The following is a 19,441-nucleotide window of genomic DNA, read 5'->3' on the forward strand; positions in this document are numbered from 1 at the left end:
CTTAATCCCGAGATTCGTTCTGAGCGCTGGAAGGGGTTTGCGTGCCCCGAGGCTTGCGCTTGCGCTTGCGACGTTTCTTGGATCGCGCTGTGGCTGTTGGATCTGCATCGACCTTGTCCAGCAGCCGACGCTGCTGGTGCTCGTCAGCCTCCTGGAAGGCGGTCCACCAGTGGCCCAGTCCCGGGGCCAGTTCGCCGGCCTCCTCGCGCAGCAGCAGAAAATCGTAGGCGGCGCGAAAACGAGGGTGCTCGAGAGTCTGCAGGGCGCGCTTGCCGCGTCGCGAGGGAAGGCGCTGCTGCAACTCCCAGATCTCGCGCATGGGCATGCTGAAGCGCTTGGGTATCGAGACGTGCTGCAGCTGGCGGGTGATGGCCTGCTGTGCGGCACTATGCAGGGCGGGAATGACGGGCAAACCCTCCGCTTCCATGCGTGCCCGACGCCGAGTCACCCCCGGCCACAGGAGGGCGCCGATGAGAAAGGCCGGGGTGACCGGGCGCTCTTCGCGAATTCGCTGGTCCGTATTGTCGAGTGCGCGTTCGAATAACGCCAGCGCCCAAGGCAGCTCGCTGATCGACTCTTCCGCTTCGGGAAACAGCATGGCGAACAGGCCGTATTCTCGCAGCAGCCGGAAGGTGGCAAGCGCATGACCAGAGAGAAACAGCTTGAGCACTTCATCGAAGAGACGCGCCGGGGGGATCTGCAGAAGCAGCGGGGCAAGGTCGTAGATCGGCTGCCGAGTAGCGGGCTCGATGGTGAAACCTAGCTTGGCGGCGAAACGCACGGCGCGCAACATGCGCACTGGATCCTCGCGGTAACGAGTCTGGGGGTCGCCGATCAGGCGCAAGGTAGAATTTTCGATATCTCGCGCGCCGCCGGCCCAGTCGTGGATCGAGAAATCCGCGATGCTGTAGTAGAGCGCGTTGGCGGTGAAGTCCCGGCGCAGCGCGTCTTCCTCGATATTGCCCCAGACGTTGTCCCGCAGCAGCATGCCGTTTTCGGACCGCTCGGCGATATGCTTGCCATGCTCATCGCTGGGTCGGCCGCGAAAGGTAGTGACCTCGATCACCTCGCGACCGAAACGCACATGGACGATGCGAAAGCGGCGCCCGATGATACGCGAATTGCGAAACAGCTCGCGTACCTGATCCGGTGTGGCGTCGGTAGCGACATCGAAATCCTTGGGAGTCTTGCCCAGCAAGGCATCGCGAATACAGCCGCCCACCAGGTAGGCTTCGAATCCGCCATCCTTCAGGCGATAGAGCACCTTGAGGGCTGCATCGGAGAAGCACCGCCGAGAGACCTTGTGTTCATCACGGGGAATGATATGCGGCCCCGCCGCGTGGCTGGCACCGCCCTGGCTGTCAAAAAGAGACTTCAAGCGTTCACCGGGGGTTTGTAGAAAGCGGATAAATCCTTTGAACATGCAGCGATTAACTCGCTAAGTGAGAAAGCTTCAAGTGTAGTCGAGAGGCGACACCTTGGAAACCATTTGTGGCGCTCGGTAACCGGCAACTGCAAGACAGTTGCGGGTCATAAGCATCTTTATAGCCTTGAAGGAGAAAAAGGAGAGGAAACGACAAAGAGAAAAGGGAGACCGCATGGCCTCCCCCGTTAGGTGACGATACTGCATCCGTGCCGTTGATTTTTCTTCGTGATGGCGCATCGTCTTGAATACGTAACACAGTCATATGACGTATCTTGTCGGTAATGGCTCTTGTCATTGTTCTTGCTTACCAACGTTGGCCGTCTCGTATTCAAGACAATAATCCAACCACGACGGTAGCGTTCTACCTCCCTTCGGTGAGTTGTTGTTGTTGCCGAAGGTCTACTTCTCGAAAGTCTACTTGTTCTTGTCGCTTTCCTCGAGTACGTCGCGTGCAGTCTTCCAGACCTGGAATGTTGTTGTTGTATGGTGTCAAGCGAACGTCGTCCTGAATTATTGTTATAGCCAGACAACTCGCCGGGTTCGATAGGATTGTTGTTGTTTTATCGATTTCAGACTCGGATGCAGATTGTTGCTGTTATTGATTGCGCTTGTTACTCGCGATATCCAAGTGATAGGTCTGGGTGTTGTTTTTCTTGATGTATATGTTGCACCAGCCATGCCAATTCATAAAAAAATCATATACAACATGGGTTTATAAACTTTCGAGAAAGGTTTTTCTAATGCGACGCAGATAAGTGTTACCCGTGGATCGCTTATTTGCGCGGATAAATGTGTGGGACGGTAACACTTGGCGCATTAGCACAAGTGTCATGCAGGATCTGAGGACTCAGCCAGCGTTTCACCAGAGTCTAGACCATGGTCGCATTCAGTGGGCAATAAATGAAAAAAATAAAGGAGCAGCGTCAACTCGCCCGGCTGCGAGCACTTTTCTTGCGCGGAATTCCCAGCCGTTGACGACGCTCCCATAAGCACTTGCGGCTGATGCCCAGCTTTTGTGCCAACTCGGTTTCACTCATCTGCTCTTGGTGCTCGAGTACGAAATGCTGGAAATAATCCTCCAGAGATAGATCCTCTTCGTCTTCGGCGAGAGAGTTCTCCGCTGCGTTCGGGGGTCGGTCGGCGGTGTCGAAATTCAGGGCACCGGTATCGCGTCGGCGGGGTGGTACGGCGATACCCAGATCATCCGCGTGAATCAAGTGGCCTTCCGCAAGGATGACGCCACGCTCAAGGGCGTTCTCCAGCTCGCGCACGTTGCCGGGCCACAGTGAATCGCGGATTTCCCGGCGTGCCGCTCGAGAGAGCTTCAGGCCTTCCCGGTCGTGGCGACGGCAGGCGTTTTCCAGCAGCTTGTCGGCGATCAGCAGGATGTCGTCTTCTCGCTCGCGAAGCGGCGGCAGGTCAATCTGCATCACGTTGAGGCGGTAATAGAGGTCGAGGCGAAACTCGCCGTTTCTGGAAAGGCTGTGCAGATCGCGGTGGGTAGCGGCGATCAGGCGTACGTTGACGTGTCGAGTCTCCACCGAGCCGATCTTGCGAATTTCCCCCTCCTGCAGCACCCGCAGTAAACGGGCCTGAGCATCCAAGGGCAACTCGCCAATCTCGTCGAGAAACAAGGTGCCGCCGTCCGCAGCCTCCACCAGGCCGGTGCGCGCCGCGCTGGCGCCGGTAAAGGCGCCTTTTTCATGACCGAACAGTTCGGATTCGATCAGGGTCTCCGGAATGGCGGCGCAGTTGACACAGATCAGCGGCGCTCGGGCACGCTTGCTTTGACGATGGAGCGAGCGCGCCACCAGTTCCTTGCCAGTACCGGACTCCCCGTGGATTAACACCGTCACATCCTTTGGAGCGCTCTTGCGAATGCGCTCGTAGACCACCTGCATGGCGGCGCACTCGCCGATCATCTCCGAAGGCGCCGATGTCTCGTGCTCGGCCATAGAGGGCGGCATGCTGGCCGCATGTTGTTCGAGCACTCGGGACACGGTGGCCAGCAGTTCTTCATGATCGAAGGGCTTGGCGATATAGTCCACCGCGCCGAGTTTCAAGGCCTCCACCGCGGAGCGCATGCTGGCGTAGCTGGTCATGATCAATACTGGCACGGGGGCGGCGCGAGCGATCATGGCGGTACCTTCCTCACCGGGCAGGCGCAGGTCGCTGATGACCAGATCGAAGCGCTGAGGATCCAGCGCCTGGGCTGCGGCCACGCTATCCGCCTCGCCGATCTGATGATCATGACGCTCCAGCAGACGGCGCAAGGCGCCGCGAATCACGGCTTCGTCTTCAACGATCAGAATCCGGCTCATGATGGGAATCACTGTCCTCTATATGGATGGGCAGCCATACGCTGATACGGGTGCCACGTTCAAGGCCCGGGAGCGGGGAATCGATATGGATCTGGCCGTGGTGCTCGACGATGATGCTATACACCAGCGGCAGACCGAGTCCCGTACCTTCTCCGAGGGGCTTGGTAGTGATAAAGGGTTCGAACAACTGGTCGCGAATCTCCGCATCGATTCCTCGGCCCTGATCGGTCACGCTGAGGGTCACGCCATGCGGATCGGCCTGGGTCGCGATAACGATCTCGCTACCCGGGGGGCTAGCATCCCGGGCATTACTCAACAGGTTGACCAGCACCTGAGACAAGCGCTGCGCGTCGCCGCTGACAAAAGGCTCCGAAAAGCAGTCATTGCGATAGACGATATCCTGGCCCGAGCGTGCCAGATGAATCAAGTGCAGCGCTTCATCGGTGATCCGCTTGAGATCGACCGGGGCAAAAGGCTCGCCCGGCACATGACGACCACCGTGAGCAAACCCGACCAGCGACGAAACGATTCGCGAGACCCGCTCGGTCAGCGTCTGGATCTGCTCGGCGCTCTCGAGAATCACGGGGTCGTCGGTATCGTAACGCAGATTCTGCGCCAGGGACGAAATGCCGGTGATCGGATTGCCGATCTCGTGGGCGACCCCCGCCGCCAACTGGCCTATGGAAGCCAGGCGCGCCGCATGCACCAGTTCGTCTTCCAGCCACTTCATTTCGCTGTGATCCTCGACCAGGATGACGCTGCCGCCACGCTCCTCTTCATCTCCTTTAAGCTCCGCCTTGTGCAGCGTCAGGTAACGCAGGCCCTGATCCAGTTCGACGGGCTGCTTGTAAAGGTGGCTGTTCTGGTTATCCAGGATGCGCCCCAGCAGCTCGTTCCATGGTGAGGGCAGGCAGTCTCGGCGGGCGCCGACCACGCTTTCGCCGTCGATGCCGGAAAGAATCGCCAGGGCCTGATTCCACATCAGCAGTTCGTCGTCGCTGCCGAAAGCGCACAAACCAATCGGCAGCTGGGTCAGGGTGCGCCGATGATGGCGGCGCAGCCCGTCGAGTTCTCGCGCCATGCCGGTCAGCCGCGAGCGATAGGCTTCCAGGCGGCTCTCGACGAAATGAATGTCGTCCGTGACGACCCGGCCATCGCGGCGATAGGGCAGAAAACGGTCGACGATATCCTCTGCCACCGCCGGGCCCATCAAGCCGGACAGGTTGGCCTGGATACGATCCCGTAAGCGGCGTAGCGCATAGGGGCGACTATCCCGGGACGATTGCTTGAGAGACACCAGGGCGCGGGAAACCTCTCGCTCGGCGACGTCTTCTCCCAAGGCCACCGCGAGATGGCGCTTGAATTCCTCGCCGTCCGCAGCGGCCAGAGGCAGGCGCTTGGGACGGATGACCGCATCGACGGAACAGGCTTCCGCGGCGGCACGTTCACCCTCGGAGGTCTTGCTGATCAGCGCCACCAGGATAAAGACCAGGATATTGGCGGATAGCGACACGAGAGTGACCGCGTACCAGGCCGGCTCATCCGCAAGCGCTTCCAGACCCGGTGGGATCAGCACCTGGGCTGGCTGGCCGGTCAGCAAGGGAAACCACAGCCCCAGCAGCCAGATAATGATGCCCACGACCAGACCGCTCACCATGCCCTTGCGATTGGCGCCGGGCCAGTAAAGAATCGCCAGCAGTCCTGGCAGGCATTGAGCCATGCCCACGAAGGCGGTCAGCCCCAGGGCGGTCAGGTCGTGATGAAAGCCGATCAGGCGATAGAAGAGCCAGCCCCCGAGGATGACCGCGGCGACCAGGGCGCGGCGCAGCCAGCGCAGCCAGCGGTAGAGATCCGGCCGCTGGGTCGGAGGGCGAGCCAGCAGCACGAGATGATTGAGAATCATCCCGGACAGGGCCAGGGAGATGATGATCAGAGTGCCGCTGGCGGCGGCCAGACCGGCGATGAATGCCAGGCCATCGATCCAGGAAGAGTTCGACAGGCTGAAGGCCAGGTAGGCAGGATTCAGCCCCGCCAGATTACCCTGGTACTGAGCGCCCCACAGGATCAGCGGAATAGGAATCGCCAGCAGAAGCATGTAAAGCGCCAGGCTCCAGCCGGCTTGCAGCAGCGAGCGGGACGACAGGGTTTCGGTGAATACCATATGAAACATATGCGGGGTCAAGAACGCTGCGGCGAAGAACAGCAGCAGCAAGGTGCGCCATTGTCCCGCATCCAGAGGCGTAACGGCGATCTGGTGTGAGAGTCCCGGGCCGTCGAGCCAGGTCTGAAGATCCGCGGAGCCGTCGAAGATACCGAAAAGTGCGAAGCCTCCTAGCATCAGCATGGCCGCGAGCTTGACCAGGGATTCCAGGGCGATCACGCCCAGCAGGGTGTCGTGGCGCGCCTGCAGGCGAGTATGGCGGGCGCCGAACAGAATCGCGATCAAGGCGATCAGCGCGCAGAAGGCCAGGGCGAGCAGCGCCGGTGATCCTGCCCCGGTCAGCAGATAGATGCTGTCGCCCATGGATTGCACCTGCAAGGCGAGCAGAGGCAGTATTGCGGCGATGCTGACCAGGGTAACGAGGGTGCCGACCCAGCGTGAGCGAAAGCGGAAGGCGAACAGATCCGCCAAGGAATACAGCTGATAGGTACGTGCCATGCGCTGGATCGGCAGCAGCAGCACCGGCGCCAGCAGAAAGGCGCCGGCCACGCCCAGGTAGTAGGTGAGATAGCCATAGCCGACCTGGCTGACCAGTTCCATGCTGCCGTAGGTGGCCCAGGCGCTGGCGTAGACGCCCAGTGCCAGGGTGTAAACCAGGGGATGGCGCAGCAGGCGCGCGGGTATCCAGCCTCGCTCCACCGCCATCGCACAGCAGAAGAGCAGCCCCAGATAGCCACCCCCCAGCAGGAAAAGACCGCCCAGGCTAGTGGTCATCCTGTTGCCTGCGCTGCTCAAGCCACAAAGTCAGGCCGATCAAGATTCCCCAGATGACGAAGGGACGATACCAGGCGCTGCCGGGAATCTCCCAGCCGCTCATCAGTAGCGGCGAAAGCAGGTAGCCGCTCAGTACCAGAAACAGCATGATCCGGTAGACGTACATATTGACTACTTCATCCTGAGAGATGGCGTCAGGTAGCGACATAACCCGGCAGGCGACGGATATCCCAGTGAAATCGAGCTTCGGTCAGTTGCTCTTCCACCGGGGCCTGTTCGAGCTCCGCCGACGGCGCCTGAGAAAGCGCATGCAGGGCAGCATGCAGCAACGGCCGTACCTGCTTGTCTTGTGTAGGCAGCGGCGGCGCCAGGTTCTGCTTGGAAAGCTTGTGGCCATCCGCGCCCAGGATCAAGGGAAGATGTAGATAGCGCGGCACCGGCAGTGCCAGAGCGTGTTGTAACTGTATCTGCCAAGAGGTGTTATCCAGCAGATCCGCACCGCGCACCACTTCGGTGATGCCTTGATGAGCGTCATCGACCACCACCGCCAGCTGATAGGCCCAGAGATTGTCCTTGCGCTTGAGTATCACGTCCCCCAGGTCAGCGGGATCGAAACATTGCTCGCCGAGGCGTCGATCCCGCCAGATGACCAGTCGCAGCCCGAGATCGCTGCGCAGGCGCCAGGCGCAAGGTCTCGTCGGTTCGCATATACCTTGGCGACACCAGCCTGGGTAAACAGGATAGTCCTGCCACTGCTTGCGCGAGCAGCTGCAAGGATAGGCCATGCCCTGTTCGCGCAGGCGTTCCAGCGCCTGGTGATAACGCTCCCGATGCGCGGACTGATAGCTCACCGCTCCGTCCCAGTTCAGGCCGAAGGCCTCGAGCTGGTGCAGGATGGTATCGGCTGCCCCCGCCGGACAGCGCGGCGGATCGATATCTTCAATACGTACCAGCCATTCCCCGCAGGCGCTCCTGGCATCCAGGTAGCTGCCCAGAGCCGCCACCAGAGAGCCGAAATGTAAAGGGCCGGAAGGCGTCGGCGCGAAACGGCCGCGGTAGCCGGGCATGAAAGAAATCCTTGAAACGCAAACGGGCGCCGACGGCGCCCATCATGGTGTAGCAAATCACAAAAGGAGCTTATCCGCCGAGCTGCTTCTCCTTGAGCTCAGCCAGCGTCTTGCAATCGACACATAGCGTAGCGGTAGGCCTCGCCTCGAGGCGGCGAATGCCGATCTCGACGCCGCAGGCTTCGCAGAAACCGTAGTCGTCCTCATCGATGTTATCAATGGTCTCGTTGATCTTCTTGAGCAGCTTGCGCTCCCGGTCGCGAGTGCGCAGCTCGAGACTGAATCCTTCTTCCTGGGTCGCGCGATCCGCCGGGTCCGCGTAGTTGTTGGCCTCTTCCTGAAGATGGCGAACGGTACGATCCACCTCTTCCATCAGATCCTGTTTCCAGTCGAGCAGAATCTGGCGGAAATGCTCCAACTGCCGCTCGTTCATGTATTCTTCGCCCGGCGCCGGCTCGTAGGGAACGAATTTCTTCGCCGCATCCGTTTTCTGTGCTGCTGCTGGCATGGGACTGCCTCATTGCTCAAGTGACTGGGGCCGTTGCCCAAACGGGATACTCTATCACGGGCCCAAAGCCTTGCTTATTTAGCGAAAAAACGACGTGTTTGCAACCGCTGTTTATCAAGTCACGCCTTTGGTCCAATAAATTCGCTATGGTAGGCATGAGTTTTTTACGCATACACGCCCTCGACGGAACGAACCCATGGATTATCCTGACCTGACCCCAGGCATTCTGATCAAACGCTATAAGCGCTTTCTGGCGGATGTCGCCGTGGACAGCGGCGACGTGGTGACAGTGCACTGCGCCAACACCGGATCGATGCGCTCCATCAACGTGCCGGGCTGTCGGGTGTGGCTTTCCCATAGCTCTGATCCCAAGCGCAAGCTGGCCTGGACCTGGGAACTGATCGAACTGCCGCAGCCGGACGGTACGCGCATCGTCTCTTCGGTGCACACCGGGCGGGCCAATGGCCTGGTGGCGGAGGCTCTCGGGGCGGGGCGTATCCCTGAGCTTAGCGGCTACGCGAGCCTCAAACGTGAGATCAGAGTCGAGGAGGGGCGGCTCGACTTTTATTTGAACGATGACCGCCTGGGCGATGCCTATATCGAAGTCAAGCAGGTCACCTTGCGGGAAACCGACGGCCATGGCTACTTTCCCGCCTCGGTGACGGTGAGAGGAGCGCGGCACGTTCAGACCCTGGCAAGGCTCGCTGAAGCCGGGCATCGGGCGGTGCTGATGTTCTGTGTGGTCAACGACGGCATTGAGGCAGTAGCACCGGCGCGGCATATCGACCCTCATTACGCGGATGTGTTGATCGATGCGGTCCGCCGTGGCGTCGAAGTGCTGGCTTATGGCTGTCGTCTGACTTGGCAAGATGGCGCACCCCAAGCGATACGTCTGGACCGGGCGCTGCCGGTGGTGTTAGACCGAGAATGGCAGGCACCGGTCAGTCATCAATGAAGATTTCGAGAGGTCGATCATCATGCTAAGGCGTGACTGCTTGAAAACGCTGCTGGCGCTGGGTGCCTGGGGGCTGTTGCCCCAGGCGGTTTTGGGCGACACTGGTCCGCTGGGGCGAGTCTGGGATACCCGACAAGAAAAGTGGCTTGATACCCAGGTGCTGCGGGAGCGGCTGCTGGAAGCCTCGACGATCATCGTCGGCGAGCGTCATGACAATCCCGAGCATCACCGCCTGGAGCGCTGGCTGGTGAACATCCTGGCGGATGCGGGCCGGCTGGGCGGGGTCGCCATGGAAATGCTTGATGCCCATCAGCAGACGCTGCTGGAGGCGCACTCTCTCGATTACTGGTGCAGTCTTGATGACGACCAGTTGCAGAAAGCCTTGGAGTGGCAAGAAGGTTGGGACTGGCAGGCCTACGGACCGACGGTAAGGCGGGTTCTCGAACTCGATGTACCCCTGCTGGGGGCTAACCTGGTCGGCGATGAAGTGCGCGGTATCGCTCGAGCCGGCAAGGCGCCAGCGCTTTCCGCGTCGGTCGCCGAATGGCAGCGCCAAGCGCTCATCGAGGGCCATTGCGGCATGCTGCCGGAAGACAGGCTGGACGGCATGCTCGGCGTGCAGGTGGCGCGGGATAGAGCCATGGCGAAGGCGTTGGCAGCACTGCCGGAGATAGGGGTGTTGATCTGCGGCGCCGGCCATGCCCGCCGAGATGTGGGGGTGGCACGCTATATGACGCCGAAACCGCTTACCCTGGGGCTGGTGGAGCTGCCGGCGGGAATGGCGGATTGGCGCCAGGCGTTGCCGCGGAGCGCCGACAGCGATCCCGCCTTCGACCTGGTCTGGTTCACGCCGTCCATGCAGCGAGATGACCCCTGCAAGATGCTGCGCCGGCGCTTTGGCGGGTCGTCGTCGGAGATCGACGATCAGGGATCGATGTAGAAGCGCTGAATGAAATTGACCTCCGCCGGCGGCTGGTTGGCGTCATAGGTGACGTCGAGTTCGAACTTCATCGGCTCGTCCGGCTGGATGCGAAAGGTACTCAGATAGTAGATGGCTTCGCCGTCCTGCACCCGGCGAAACGACAAGGACTGTGCCTGGCCCGCCTGATTGCTGACCTGTCCGTTGACCGTGGCGTTGACCGCGCGATCCTCGCCGTTCTCGAGTTGTTCGCGGACGCTGACGTTGAGCAGCGCCAGCACCTTGCTGCGCTGAATATTGTTGGCGGACGCGACTTCCGGCGTCAGAAAGCTGGTGTTGACCGCGCTGTAATAAATCTTGTAATCCCCGACCCGCTCGAACTGTTCCGCCTGTGCCCATCCCGCTGATAGCAGCAGTAGCAGCGCTACAAGACAGGCGCTGGCGAATCGATTGGACACGCTACCGCTTCGAATCCTGGATTTCATCTCGATTTTCTCCCCTTTACACTAGCCGCGGCTGACGCGAAAGATCGCCGTTTCACCAAACAGATTAGGCCACCAGCGGGAACTCCAGTGCGCCTCGTGATCGCCATTGCCCACGGCGCGATCGCTGATGATCAGACCCTTGTCCCGACACAGGCGTTCAAAATCGTTGAAGGTCGACAAATGGATGTTGGGGGTATCGTACCAGGCGTGAGGCAGCGATTTGGATACCGGCATGTAGCCCTTGAGACCAAGATAGATCCGATGGCGCCAGTAGGCGAAATTGGGAAAGGCGATGATGCATTCCGCGGCGACCCGCAGCATTTCGTCCAGGGCGAGATCCGGGCGCTGCAACGCCTGAAGCGCCTGGGTCATGATCACCAGGTCGCAGGCATCGTCGTCAAAATTGGCCAACCCTTCGTTCAGATCCTGCTCGATTACGTTGACCCCGCGGACGATACAGGCGGTGATGCCGTCGGGGTCGATTTCCAGGCCGTAGCCGGTGACGTTCTTGTGCCGGGCCAGTGACGCCAGCAGGGTGCCGTCGCCGCAGCCCAGATCGAGTATCCGGGCGCCCTGGGGCACCCAGTCGTGAATCAGCTTGAGGTCCGCGCGCATCAATAACCCTCCAGTTCGGCGGCGATGCGTTGCATGAACCCTGCGAAAACCGCGCGATAGCGGGGCTCCGGCAGCAGGAAGGCATCATGGCCGTGGGGCGAATCGATATTGACATAGCTGACCGCCTTGTTGGCGCGAATCAAGGCGTCAACCAGTTCCTTGGAACGCGCCGGCGGAAAACGCCAGTCCGTGGTGAAACTGACCACTAGAAACGGGCAACTGGCCGGGGCCAGGGCCGCCGCCAGATCGCCGCCGCAGGACGCCGCGGGATCGAAATAGTCCAGCGCCTTGGTCATCAGCAGGTAGGTGTTGGCGTCGAAGGAGGTCGAGAAGGCGTCGCCCTGGTAGCGCAGATAAGACTCCACCTGAAACTCCACCCCATAGTCGAAATTGAAGTCGTCGCTGCGCAAGTCGCGACCGAACTTCGAACCCATGGCCACTTCTGACAGATAGGTAATATGGCCGACCATGCGCGCCAGCTTGAGCCCGCGCCTGGGCACGGTTCGATGGGCAGTGTACCAGCCGTCGTGAAAGTCCGGATCCGATCGAATCGCCTGGCGCGCCACCTCGTTGAAGGCGATATTCTGCGCCGTCAGCTTGGGGGTGGCGGCGATCACCAGGGCGTTGGCGATGCGCGCCGGATAGGCCAGGGACCAGCGCAACGCCTGCATGCCGCCGAGGCTTCCGCCCACTACCGCGGCGAAGCGCTGGATGCCTAGGCGATCCGCCAGACGCGCCTGGCTTTCCACCCAGTCGTCCACGGTCATCATCGGGAAATCCGGTCCCCAGGGCTTGCCTGTGGCTGGATTGATCGAGCAGGGACCGGTGCTGCCGTGGCAGCCCCCGAGATTATTGAGAGAGACGACGAAGAAGCGCTCGGTGTCGATGCTCTTGCCCGGGCCGATATGCGCGTCCCACCAGCCGGGCTTGCGATCGCCTTCGTCGTGGTAGCCCGCCGCGTGGTGGTGGCCGGACAGGGCGTGGCAGATCAGCACCGCGTTGCTGGCCTCGGCGTTGAGCGTGCCGTAGGTTTCGAACACCAGGTCGTAGCCGGGCAGGGTGCGCCCGCAGGAAAGCGCCAGAGGCTCGTCGAAGTGCAGCGTCTGCGGGGTGACGAGCCCGACGGAGGCATTGGGCGGTGCGTTCATTACAGCCCGACCAGCGCGCCGGATACGCCGGCGGCCCGGGTCAGCGAGCCGACCACCAAGCTGTCGAGCAGGCTGATGACGATGAATACCACGATGGGCGACAGATCGATCATGCCCAGCGGCGGTATCACCCGACGCACCGGCGCCATGATCGGCTCCACCAGCTGCATGACTAGGATCGCGCCGGGATGGCTGGCCTGAGGCGCCACCCAGCTGAGAATGATCATCACGATCAGGGCGAAGAAATAGATCTTGAGAATGGCGTTGGCGACAGCGGCGACCGCCGCGATGGCCAGGCCCGGAATCGGCGGCATGCCGTAACCGGCGATCTGCAGCACGACGATGATGGCGACGATCTTCAGTATCAGCGCCGCTGCCAGGGTGGCCAGATCGAAGCGGCCCATCGGCTTGAGGAAGCCTTGGAATAGTCCGACCAGCGGCTGGGTAACCTTCACCACCGACTGGCTGATCGGGTTGTAATAATCGGCTCGAGATGCCTGCAGTAGGAAGCGCAGCATCAGCAGCAGGAGATAGATGTTGATAAGGGTATTGACCAGCAAGAGGCCGGCGCTTCCCAGTTGGCTGCCCATTGGGCTCCTCCAGGTTGTCGTGACGTCGAATTGTCGTGAAATCAAGGTTGTCGTAAGGCGATTGCCGGGTTTTGCAGCCCAATGCTTGTGAACTAGTCCTTCTGACTAAGCTCCTTTGCCATTTCTCGAGCGCGCCGCGCGCAGGCTGTCATTGCTTCACTGAAAGCCTGGCGCAGGCCCGCCTGCTCGAGACTTTCGATGGCTTGCTCCGTGGTGCCACCGGGAGACATCACGTTGCGCTTGAGTTCAGCCGGTGTCAGGTCGCTTTTCCGGGCCATGCAGGCGGCGCCGTAGCCGGTCTGTAGCGCCAGGCGCCGGGCGCTTTCCTCGCTCAGCCCAAGCTGCTGGCCTGCCTCGATCATGGCCTCGAACACCAGAAAGAAATAGGCGGGCCCGCTGCCGGAGATGGCGGTCACCGCTTCCAGCAGCGCTTCATCCTCGACCCATTCTACCAGCCCCACCGCCTCGAGCAGCCGGGTAGCAAGCTCGCGCTGGGTCTCGTCCACCCGGTCGTTGGCGAACAGGCCTGAGGCGCCGGCCCCCACCAGGGACGGCGTATTGGGCATGCAGCGAATCAGCGCCAGATCGCCCCCCAGCCAGTCTTCCAGGGTAGCGGCGTCGAGCCCCGCGGCGACGGACAAAATCAGCGGCTTGCGGGCCTGAACCGCGTCTCTTAGCTCGGCACAGACCTCCCGCATCACCTGAGGCTTGACCGCCAGCAGCACCACGTCCGCCTGGGCTATCGCGGCCTGGTTGTCCGTGGTGGTATTCAGGCCGTATTGCTGCTCGAGGGTTTCGAGACGTTCACCGCTGCGGGCGGTAGCGGTAATCGCCTCGCGGGGATAGCCGCTTTCGATCATGCCGCCGAAGATGGCGCTGGCCATATTGCCGGCGCCGATGAAGGTGACGTGAGAGGTCATGGCGATGGCCCTCCGATTAATGGTTGAGATGGCTCGGTCGATAAACGCATCAAGGCGCGTCGCGCCGGCCGAACAAGGCGGTGCCTACCCGGACCAGAGTGGCGCCCTCGGCAACGGCGGCTTCCAGGTCTGCGCTCATGCCCATGGACAGCGTATCCAGGGGCGCCTGAGGAAAGCGCCCCCGCAGCGCTTCCAGGGCGGCTCGCAGCCGGGCGTAGGGCTTGCGCTGTTCGAGCGTGTTCTCGCTCGGGGCGGGAATCGCCATTAGACCGCGCAGGGCCAGGCCGGGGAGTTCGACCACGCTGGCCGCCAGCGACTCCAGTTCGTCGAGGGTCACGCCGGACTTGCTGGGTTCATTGCTGATATTGACCTGCAGGCACACCTGCAGCGGCGGCAGGTAGTCGGGGCGCTGATCGGATAGCCGCCGGGCGATCTTTTCACGCTCGATGCTGTGCACCCAGTGAAAGTGTTCCGCCACCGGGCGGGTCTTGTTGGACTGCAGAGGGCCGATGAAATGCCACACGAGATCGTCGAGATCCGCCAAGGCGCTTTGCTTGTCCAGAGCTTCCTGCAGATAGTTCTCGCCGAAGTGGTGCTGGCCGAGCGCATAGGCCTCACGAAGCATACTGGCGGGCTTGGTCTTGCTGACCGCCAGCAGCAGGGCGGCGTCCGGCGCGCGCCGGGCTTCATCCAGCGCCTGGCGCAGCCGCGCCTGAACCGCGAGGAAGGATTGGCAAAGTTCAGATTGTGACATATTGTTACACATCTCACGTTTAAAGTTACTGAGCTTGCCTGACACGATCGGGCTGGCCGAGCAGGGAAACCGCATGGATATTACCGAACTGCTGGTGTTTTCGGCAAAAGAGAATGCCTCCGACCTGCACCTGTCCGCCGGGATGCCGCCGATGATCCGCGTCGATGGCGATATTCGGCGCCTCAGCGCGCCGGCAATGGACGACAGCGAAGTCCGCAAGCTTATCTACGACATCATGGGGGATCGGCAGCGCAAGGACTATGAAGAATTCTTCGAAACCGATTTTTCTTTCGAGGTCCCCGGGATTTCGCGCTTTCGTGTCAACGCCTTCAATCACGGGCGCGGCGCCGGCGCGGTTTTTCGTACCATCCCCTCGGAAGTACTCAGCATGGAGCGGCTGGGGCTCGGCTCCGCGTTCCGACGCCTGGCGTCATTGCCTCGCGGGCTGGTGCTAGTCACCGGCCCTACCGGCTCCGGCAAGAGCACTACCCTGGCGGCAATGATCGACTATATCAACGATCACCGCCACGACCACATACTGACCATCGAAGATCCGGTGGAATTCGTTCACGCCAGCAAGCGTTGCCTGATCAATCAGCGGGAAGTGCACCGGGATACCCTGGGCTTTGCCCCCGCCCTGCGCAGCGCCCTGCGGGAAGACCCGGACGTGATCCTCGTCGGCGAACTGCGTGACCTGGAAACCATTCGTCTGGCGTTGACCGCCGCGGAAACCGGCCACCTGGTATTCGGCACCCTGCATACCACTTCTGCCGCCAAGACCATCGACCGTATCATCGACGTCTTCCCGGGAGATGAAAAGGCCATGGTGCGCTCCATGCTCTCGGAGTCCCTGCAAGGCGTCGTCGCCCAGACCCTGCTCAAGAAGATCGGCGGCGGGCGAGTGGCGGCCCACGAGATTCTGATAGCAACCCCGGCGATTCGTAACCTGATCCGCGAAGACAAGGTGGCGCAGATCTATTCCGCCATTCAGACTGGCGGCGGCCAGGGCATGCAGACCCTGGACTCCGCCTTGATGCGCCTCATCAACGAGGGCTTGGTGGATCGAGACGAGGCGCAGGCCAAGGCAAAAGGAGCGCTCGCGGCGTGAACGATCATTCATTAGCTTTTCAGTCTTTCTGGGAGCCGCAGCCGGAGATCACCGATCATGCCGACGCGGAAAGTGCCCGGAAATGGCTTCATCAACTGCTGAGCACCGTCATCAAGCGCGAGGCCTCGGATCTCTTGATATCGATCAATGCGCCGCCGACGTTGAAAATGGCAGGACGCATGACGCCTTTGGGCGAGGCACCCTTGAGCCAGGCGCAGGTCAAGGCGTTGGTCAATGTTGCGCTTCCGGACAGCCAGCGGGAGCGCCTGCAGCGAGAGCAGGAAGCCAACTTCACGCTGAGCGTGCCGCGGCTGGGTCGTTTTCGCGTCAGCGCCTTTCAGCAGCGCGGCCAGCCGGCGATGGTGCTGCGACGGATTTCCTTCGATATACCCACTTTGGAATCCCTGTCGCTGCCCGCCTCCCTGGGAGATCTGGTGACCATCAAGCGCGGGCTGGTGTTCGTGGTGGGCGGCACCGGCAGCGGCAAGTCCTCGACGCTGGCGGCGCTGATCCAGCGACGCAATACCACCATCGGCGGTCATATTTTGTGTATCGAAGATCCCATCGAATATATACACGCCCATCAGAACGCGATCATCAATCAGCGCGAGGTGGGGGTGGATACGGAATCCTTCGAGATCGCCCTCAAGAACACCCTGCGCCAGGCGCCGGATGTCATCATGATCGGCGAGGTGCGCTCCCAGGAAACCATGCAGCATGCGCTTTCCTTCGCGGAAACCGGCCATCTGTGCCTGGCCACGCTACATGCCAACAACGCCAACCAGGCGCTGGATCGCATCATCAACTTCTTCCCCGTGGAGCGTCATCCCCAGGTCTGGCTCGATCTTTCCCTGAACCTGCGAGCCATTGTCGCCCAGCAGCTGCTGCCGGCGACTAACGGCGGGCGTCAGGTGGCGGTGGAGGTCCTGCGTCACTCGCCCTTGATCGGCGACCTGATCCGCAAGGGCAAGGTGCCGGAGATCAAGGAGTTGATCGGGCGCTCCAACGATCTGGGCATGCAAACCTTCGATCAATCGCTGTATCGGCTTTTCAGGGAAGGCCTCATCAGCGAGGACGTGGCCCTGGTGCATGCGGATTCCGCCAACGAGCTGCGCCTGATGATTCAATTCGGTCACGAAACCGGCGAGGCGGCGAACCAGGTCAAGGAAAACCTGCGCCATTTGAGGCTGCAGGAAGACGGCGAGGGCTTTTAAGGTGCATAGACGCCGCCTAAGACTCGCGGGCCTTTTGCGCCGGTCACCTCGGGAAGATTGCCGGGCAGATGGTCGAGTCGGCGTGCCGCCAGCCAGGCGAAGGCGCCGGCTTCCAGCCAGTCCGCAGGCCAGCCCAGGGTATCCGGCGAGATGATCTCCGTATCCGGCAGGTACCGCTTCAGACGGGTGACAAGGTCACGGTTGTGGGCGCCGCCGCCGCAGGGGTAGAGACGGCTGACTCCTGGCGCCTGAGCCGTTTCCTGGGCAAGTTCGATGCCGCCGGCGATGCTCGCGGCGCTCAGCTCCGCCAGGGTGGCCTGCACGTCTCGAGGCCGCTCCTGGCCCTCGAGCCGCGCATCCAGCCAGTTCAGGTGAAAGACCTCGCGACCGGTGCTCTTGGGCGGAGGGCGATGAAAGAACGCTTCATCGAGCAGACGTTCGAGCAGCGCCGGAAGCACCTTGCCGGAAGCCGCCCACTGGCCGTCCCGATCAAAACGTCCTTCTTGATGACGCTGATACCAGGCGTCCAGCAGGACATTGGCCGGGCCGGTATCGAAGCCGATTACCCTGGCATCGCTCGCGCGTGGCGGCAGCAGAGTCAGGTTGGCGAAGCCGCCGAGGTTGAGCACCAGCTGCCAATCGTCGTCGCTGCGAAAAAGGGCGTCGTGAAAGGCGGGAGCCAGGGGCGCGGCCTGCCCGCCGGCGGCCAGATCCCGGCGGCGAAAATCCGCCACCACCCGGATGCGGGTCAATTCCGCCAGCAGGCTGGGATTGTCCAACTGCCAGGTATAGGGCGACGAGCCTGGCGTGTGGCCGAAGGGCGCGTGCTCGATGGTCTGGCCGTGACTGCCGAGGGCGCTTATGTGTTCCGCGGTCAGCTGCTGGGATTCGAGAAGGTCGTTTACCGCTTGCGCCTGCAAACGGCAGAAGGCCTCTTCCGCCGCGGCGAGTTCCGCCAGGTCCACCTGGCGTGCGTGACATAGGTACAAGAGCTGCCGGCGCAACGCCTCCGGCATCGCCACCGCTCGGGTGGCCAGCAGGCGCGCGGGACGGGAATCAACGATGTCCACCAGGGCGGCGTCGATGCCGTCCAGGCTGGTGCCGGACATCAGTCCAATAAAGAGTGGCATGGGTGTTTCCTTGGATTCTGTCGGCCTGGATTCCGCTGCGTATCGCCGAACATGCTACCATCTTGGCCTGTTTTTCGATTCGTCCGGTTGAAATAGCGGCAGTGAAAGGAGAAAGATCAAGATGACCGATGTTTCCAGTGCGCTGGCCCTGCTCGAGCGCGGAACCCACGAGATTCTGCTGAAGGAGGAACTGGAGAAAAAGCTCGCTTCCGGGCGCAAGCTGCGTATCAAGGCGGGCTTCGACCCCACCGCGCCGGACCTGCATCTGGGCCATAGCGTGCTGCTGACCAAGATGCGTCAGTTTCAGGATATGGGCCACGAGATCATCTTCCTGATAGGCGATTTTACCGGACGCATCGGCGACCCCAGCGGCAAGAACGTCACCCGCAAGCCGCTCAGCGAGGAAGAGGTCAAGGCCAACGCCCAGACCTATCGGGAGCAGGTGTTCAAGGTGCTGGACCCGGACAAGACCATCGTCGCTTTCAATGCGGACTGGATGAACAAGTTGAGTGCCGCGGACCTGATCGAGCTGGCGGCGCAAAGCACCGTGGCGCGCATGCTCGAGCGGGACGACTTCGAGAAGCGCTATCGTGCCAATCAGGCGATTTCCATTCATGAATTCCTGTATCCGTTGGTCCAGGGCTACGACTCCGTGGCTCTGGAGGCGGACGTGGAGCTCGGCGGTACGGACCAGAAATTCAACCTGCTGATGGGCCGGGAAATCCAGAAGCATTTCGGCCAGGAGTCTCAGGTCGTCATCACCATGCCGCTGCTGGAAGGCCTCGACGGCGTGCAGAAAATGTCCAAGTCCCTCGGCAACTACGTGGGTCTCGACGAACCGCCGGGAACGATGTTCCAGAAACTGGTGTCCATGCCGGATAGTTTGATCTGGCGCTACTTCGAGTTGCTCTCTCTCAAGTCGAACGAGGAAATCGCAGCACTCAGGCAGCGGGTGGAAGAGGGCGCCAATCCTCGGGACATCAAGATGGAACTGGCCCGAGAACTGATCACCCGCTATCACGGTGCCGAGGCCGCCGCCAATGCCCACAGGTCCAGCGGCAATCGGCTGGCGGAAGGTGAACTGCCGGAGGATCTGCCGGAAATCGAGGTGGATTTCGACGGTGCCCAGGCGCCGATTGGCGCGGTGCTCAACCGCTCCGGGCTCGCCAACAACAGCGCCCAGGCCAAGGACATGCTGAGCAATGGCCGGGTCAAGGTGGATGGCGAGGTGATTGCCCGGGATCATATGCTTGCAAGCGGTGAAAGCTACGTGATTCAGGCGGGCAAGAAACGCTATGCCCGAGTGCTCGTGCGCTAGGCGTGATCGGGGCGTTGGCTAAGGGCTA

Annotated in this window: 18 protein-coding genes; 5 read left to right on the forward strand and 13 right to left on the reverse strand. The window is 61.5% G+C overall.

Features of this window, described 5'->3' with window-relative positions; all coding sequences use genetic code 11:
- Position 1: 1 nt before the first annotated feature.
- The 6 genes from pcnB to dksA all read right to left on the reverse strand — a co-directional run bounded on the left by pcnB (position 2) and on the right by dksA (position 8,257).
- On the reverse strand, positions 2-1,423 hold the full coding sequence (gene pcnB / locus FGL86_RS05435; protein WP_147183636.1) for a polynucleotide adenylyltransferase PcnB: 1,422 nt from the start codon (positions 1,421-1,423) through the stop codon (positions 2-4).
- A 926-nt stretch (positions 1,424-2,349) separates the two neighbouring features.
- Positions 2,350-3,747, reverse strand: coding sequence for a sigma-54-dependent transcriptional regulator (locus FGL86_RS05440; RefSeq protein WP_147183637.1), 1,398 nt, complete (start codon positions 3,745-3,747; stop codon positions 2,350-2,352).
- On the reverse strand, positions 3,725-6,682 hold the full coding sequence (locus FGL86_RS05445; protein WP_147183638.1) for an ATP-binding protein: 2,958 nt from the start codon (positions 6,680-6,682) through the stop codon (positions 3,725-3,727). Before FGL86_RS05445 ends, FGL86_RS05440 begins: the two co-directional genes overlap by 23 nt.
- A complete protein-coding gene (locus FGL86_RS17905; protein ID WP_186764475.1) occupies positions 6,672-6,848 on the reverse strand; it encodes a hypothetical protein in 177 nt (58 codons plus the stop codon). The genes FGL86_RS05445 and FGL86_RS17905 overlap by 11 nt, the downstream gene beginning before the upstream one ends.
- 28 nt (positions 6,849-6,876) lie before the next feature.
- Entirely contained in the window at positions 6,877-7,749 is an 873-nt protein-coding gene (gene gluQRS, locus FGL86_RS05450; protein WP_147183639.1) for a tRNA glutamyl-Q(34) synthetase GluQRS, read from the reverse strand.
- A 70-nt stretch (positions 7,750-7,819) separates the two neighbouring features.
- Entirely contained in the window at positions 7,820-8,257 is a 438-nt protein-coding gene (dksA, locus tag FGL86_RS05455) for an RNA polymerase-binding protein DksA (protein ID WP_147183640.1), read from the reverse strand.
- A 196-nt stretch (positions 8,258-8,453) separates the two neighbouring features.
- On the opposite strand from dksA, the gene sfsA reads away from it, so the two are divergent.
- Complete coding sequence (sfsA, locus tag FGL86_RS05460; protein WP_147183641.1) at positions 8,454-9,212, forward strand: DNA/RNA nuclease SfsA; 759 nt, start codon at positions 8,454-8,456, stop codon at positions 9,210-9,212.
- A 40-nt stretch (positions 9,213-9,252) separates the two neighbouring features.
- Positions 9,253-10,152, forward strand: coding sequence for a ChaN family lipoprotein (locus FGL86_RS05465; RefSeq protein ID WP_186764476.1), 900 nt, complete (start codon positions 9,253-9,255; stop codon positions 10,150-10,152).
- On the opposite strand, the gene FGL86_RS05470 is transcribed toward FGL86_RS05465, so the two are convergent.
- The 6 genes from FGL86_RS05470 to FGL86_RS05495 all read right to left on the reverse strand — a co-directional run bounded on the left by FGL86_RS05470 (position 10,137) and on the right by FGL86_RS05495 (position 14,643).
- Positions 10,137-10,616 (reverse strand): DUF4426 domain-containing protein, encoded by a 480-nt coding sequence (locus FGL86_RS05470; protein WP_147183643.1) that lies wholly within the window; start codon positions 10,614-10,616, stop codon positions 10,137-10,139. The two genes, FGL86_RS05465 and FGL86_RS05470, sit on opposite strands and share 16 nt — an antisense overlap.
- Before the next feature lie 21 nt (positions 10,617-10,637).
- The gene (metW, locus tag FGL86_RS05475) at positions 10,638-11,231 is read right to left on the reverse strand and encodes a methionine biosynthesis protein MetW (RefSeq protein WP_147183644.1); all 594 of its coding nucleotides are present in this window, start codon (positions 11,229-11,231) and stop codon (positions 10,638-10,640) included.
- Positions 11,231-12,379 (reverse strand): homoserine O-succinyltransferase MetX, encoded by a 1,149-nt coding sequence (metX, locus tag FGL86_RS05480; protein WP_147183645.1) that lies wholly within the window; start codon positions 12,377-12,379, stop codon positions 11,231-11,233. Before metX ends, metW begins: the two co-directional genes overlap by 1 nt.
- Positions 12,379-12,969: a YggT family protein gene (locus tag FGL86_RS05485; protein ID WP_147183646.1), complete on the reverse strand. Its 591-nt coding sequence runs from the start codon at positions 12,967-12,969 to the stop codon at positions 12,379-12,381. The genes metX and FGL86_RS05485 overlap by 1 nt, the downstream gene beginning before the upstream one ends.
- Before the next feature lie 92 nt (positions 12,970-13,061).
- A complete protein-coding gene (gene proC, locus FGL86_RS05490; protein WP_147183647.1) occupies positions 13,062-13,889 on the reverse strand; it encodes a pyrroline-5-carboxylate reductase in 828 nt (275 codons plus the stop codon).
- Between the two features lie 49 nt (positions 13,890-13,938).
- Positions 13,939-14,643, reverse strand: a complete 705-nt coding sequence (locus FGL86_RS05495) for a YggS family pyridoxal phosphate-dependent enzyme (protein WP_147183648.1) — start codon at positions 14,641-14,643, stop codon at positions 13,939-13,941.
- Between the two features lie 73 nt (positions 14,644-14,716).
- Here FGL86_RS05495 and FGL86_RS05500 point away from each other — a divergent pair, with 73 nt between their 5' ends.
- Together FGL86_RS05500 and FGL86_RS05505 are read left to right on the forward strand one after the other, a co-directional pair.
- Positions 14,717-15,751: a type IV pilus twitching motility protein PilT gene (locus FGL86_RS05500; RefSeq protein WP_147183649.1), complete on the forward strand. Its 1,035-nt coding sequence runs from the start codon at positions 14,717-14,719 to the stop codon at positions 15,749-15,751.
- A gap of 47 nt (positions 15,752-15,798) precedes the next feature.
- The gene (locus FGL86_RS05505; protein WP_281288532.1) at positions 15,799-16,965 is read left to right on the forward strand and encodes a PilT/PilU family type 4a pilus ATPase; all 1,167 of its coding nucleotides are present in this window, start codon (positions 15,799-15,801) and stop codon (positions 16,963-16,965) included.
- Here the strand turns inward: FGL86_RS05505 and FGL86_RS05510 are convergent.
- Positions 16,962-18,095, reverse strand: a complete 1,134-nt coding sequence (locus tag FGL86_RS05510) for an anhydro-N-acetylmuramic acid kinase (RefSeq protein WP_147183650.1) — start codon at positions 18,093-18,095, stop codon at positions 16,962-16,964. The genes FGL86_RS05505 and FGL86_RS05510 overlap by 4 nt on opposite strands.
- Before the next feature lie 121 nt (positions 18,096-18,216).
- Here FGL86_RS05510 and tyrS point away from each other — a divergent pair, with 121 nt between their 5' ends.
- Positions 18,217-19,413, forward strand: coding sequence for a tyrosine--tRNA ligase (gene tyrS / locus FGL86_RS05515; protein WP_147183651.1), 1,197 nt, complete (start codon positions 18,217-18,219; stop codon positions 19,411-19,413).
- Positions 19,414-19,441: the final 28 nt, after the last annotated feature.

It is taken from the genome of Pistricoccus aurantiacus, from assembly GCF_007954585.1.
GTDB lineage: Bacteria > Pseudomonadota > Gammaproteobacteria > Pseudomonadales > Halomonadaceae > Pistricoccus > Pistricoccus aurantiacus.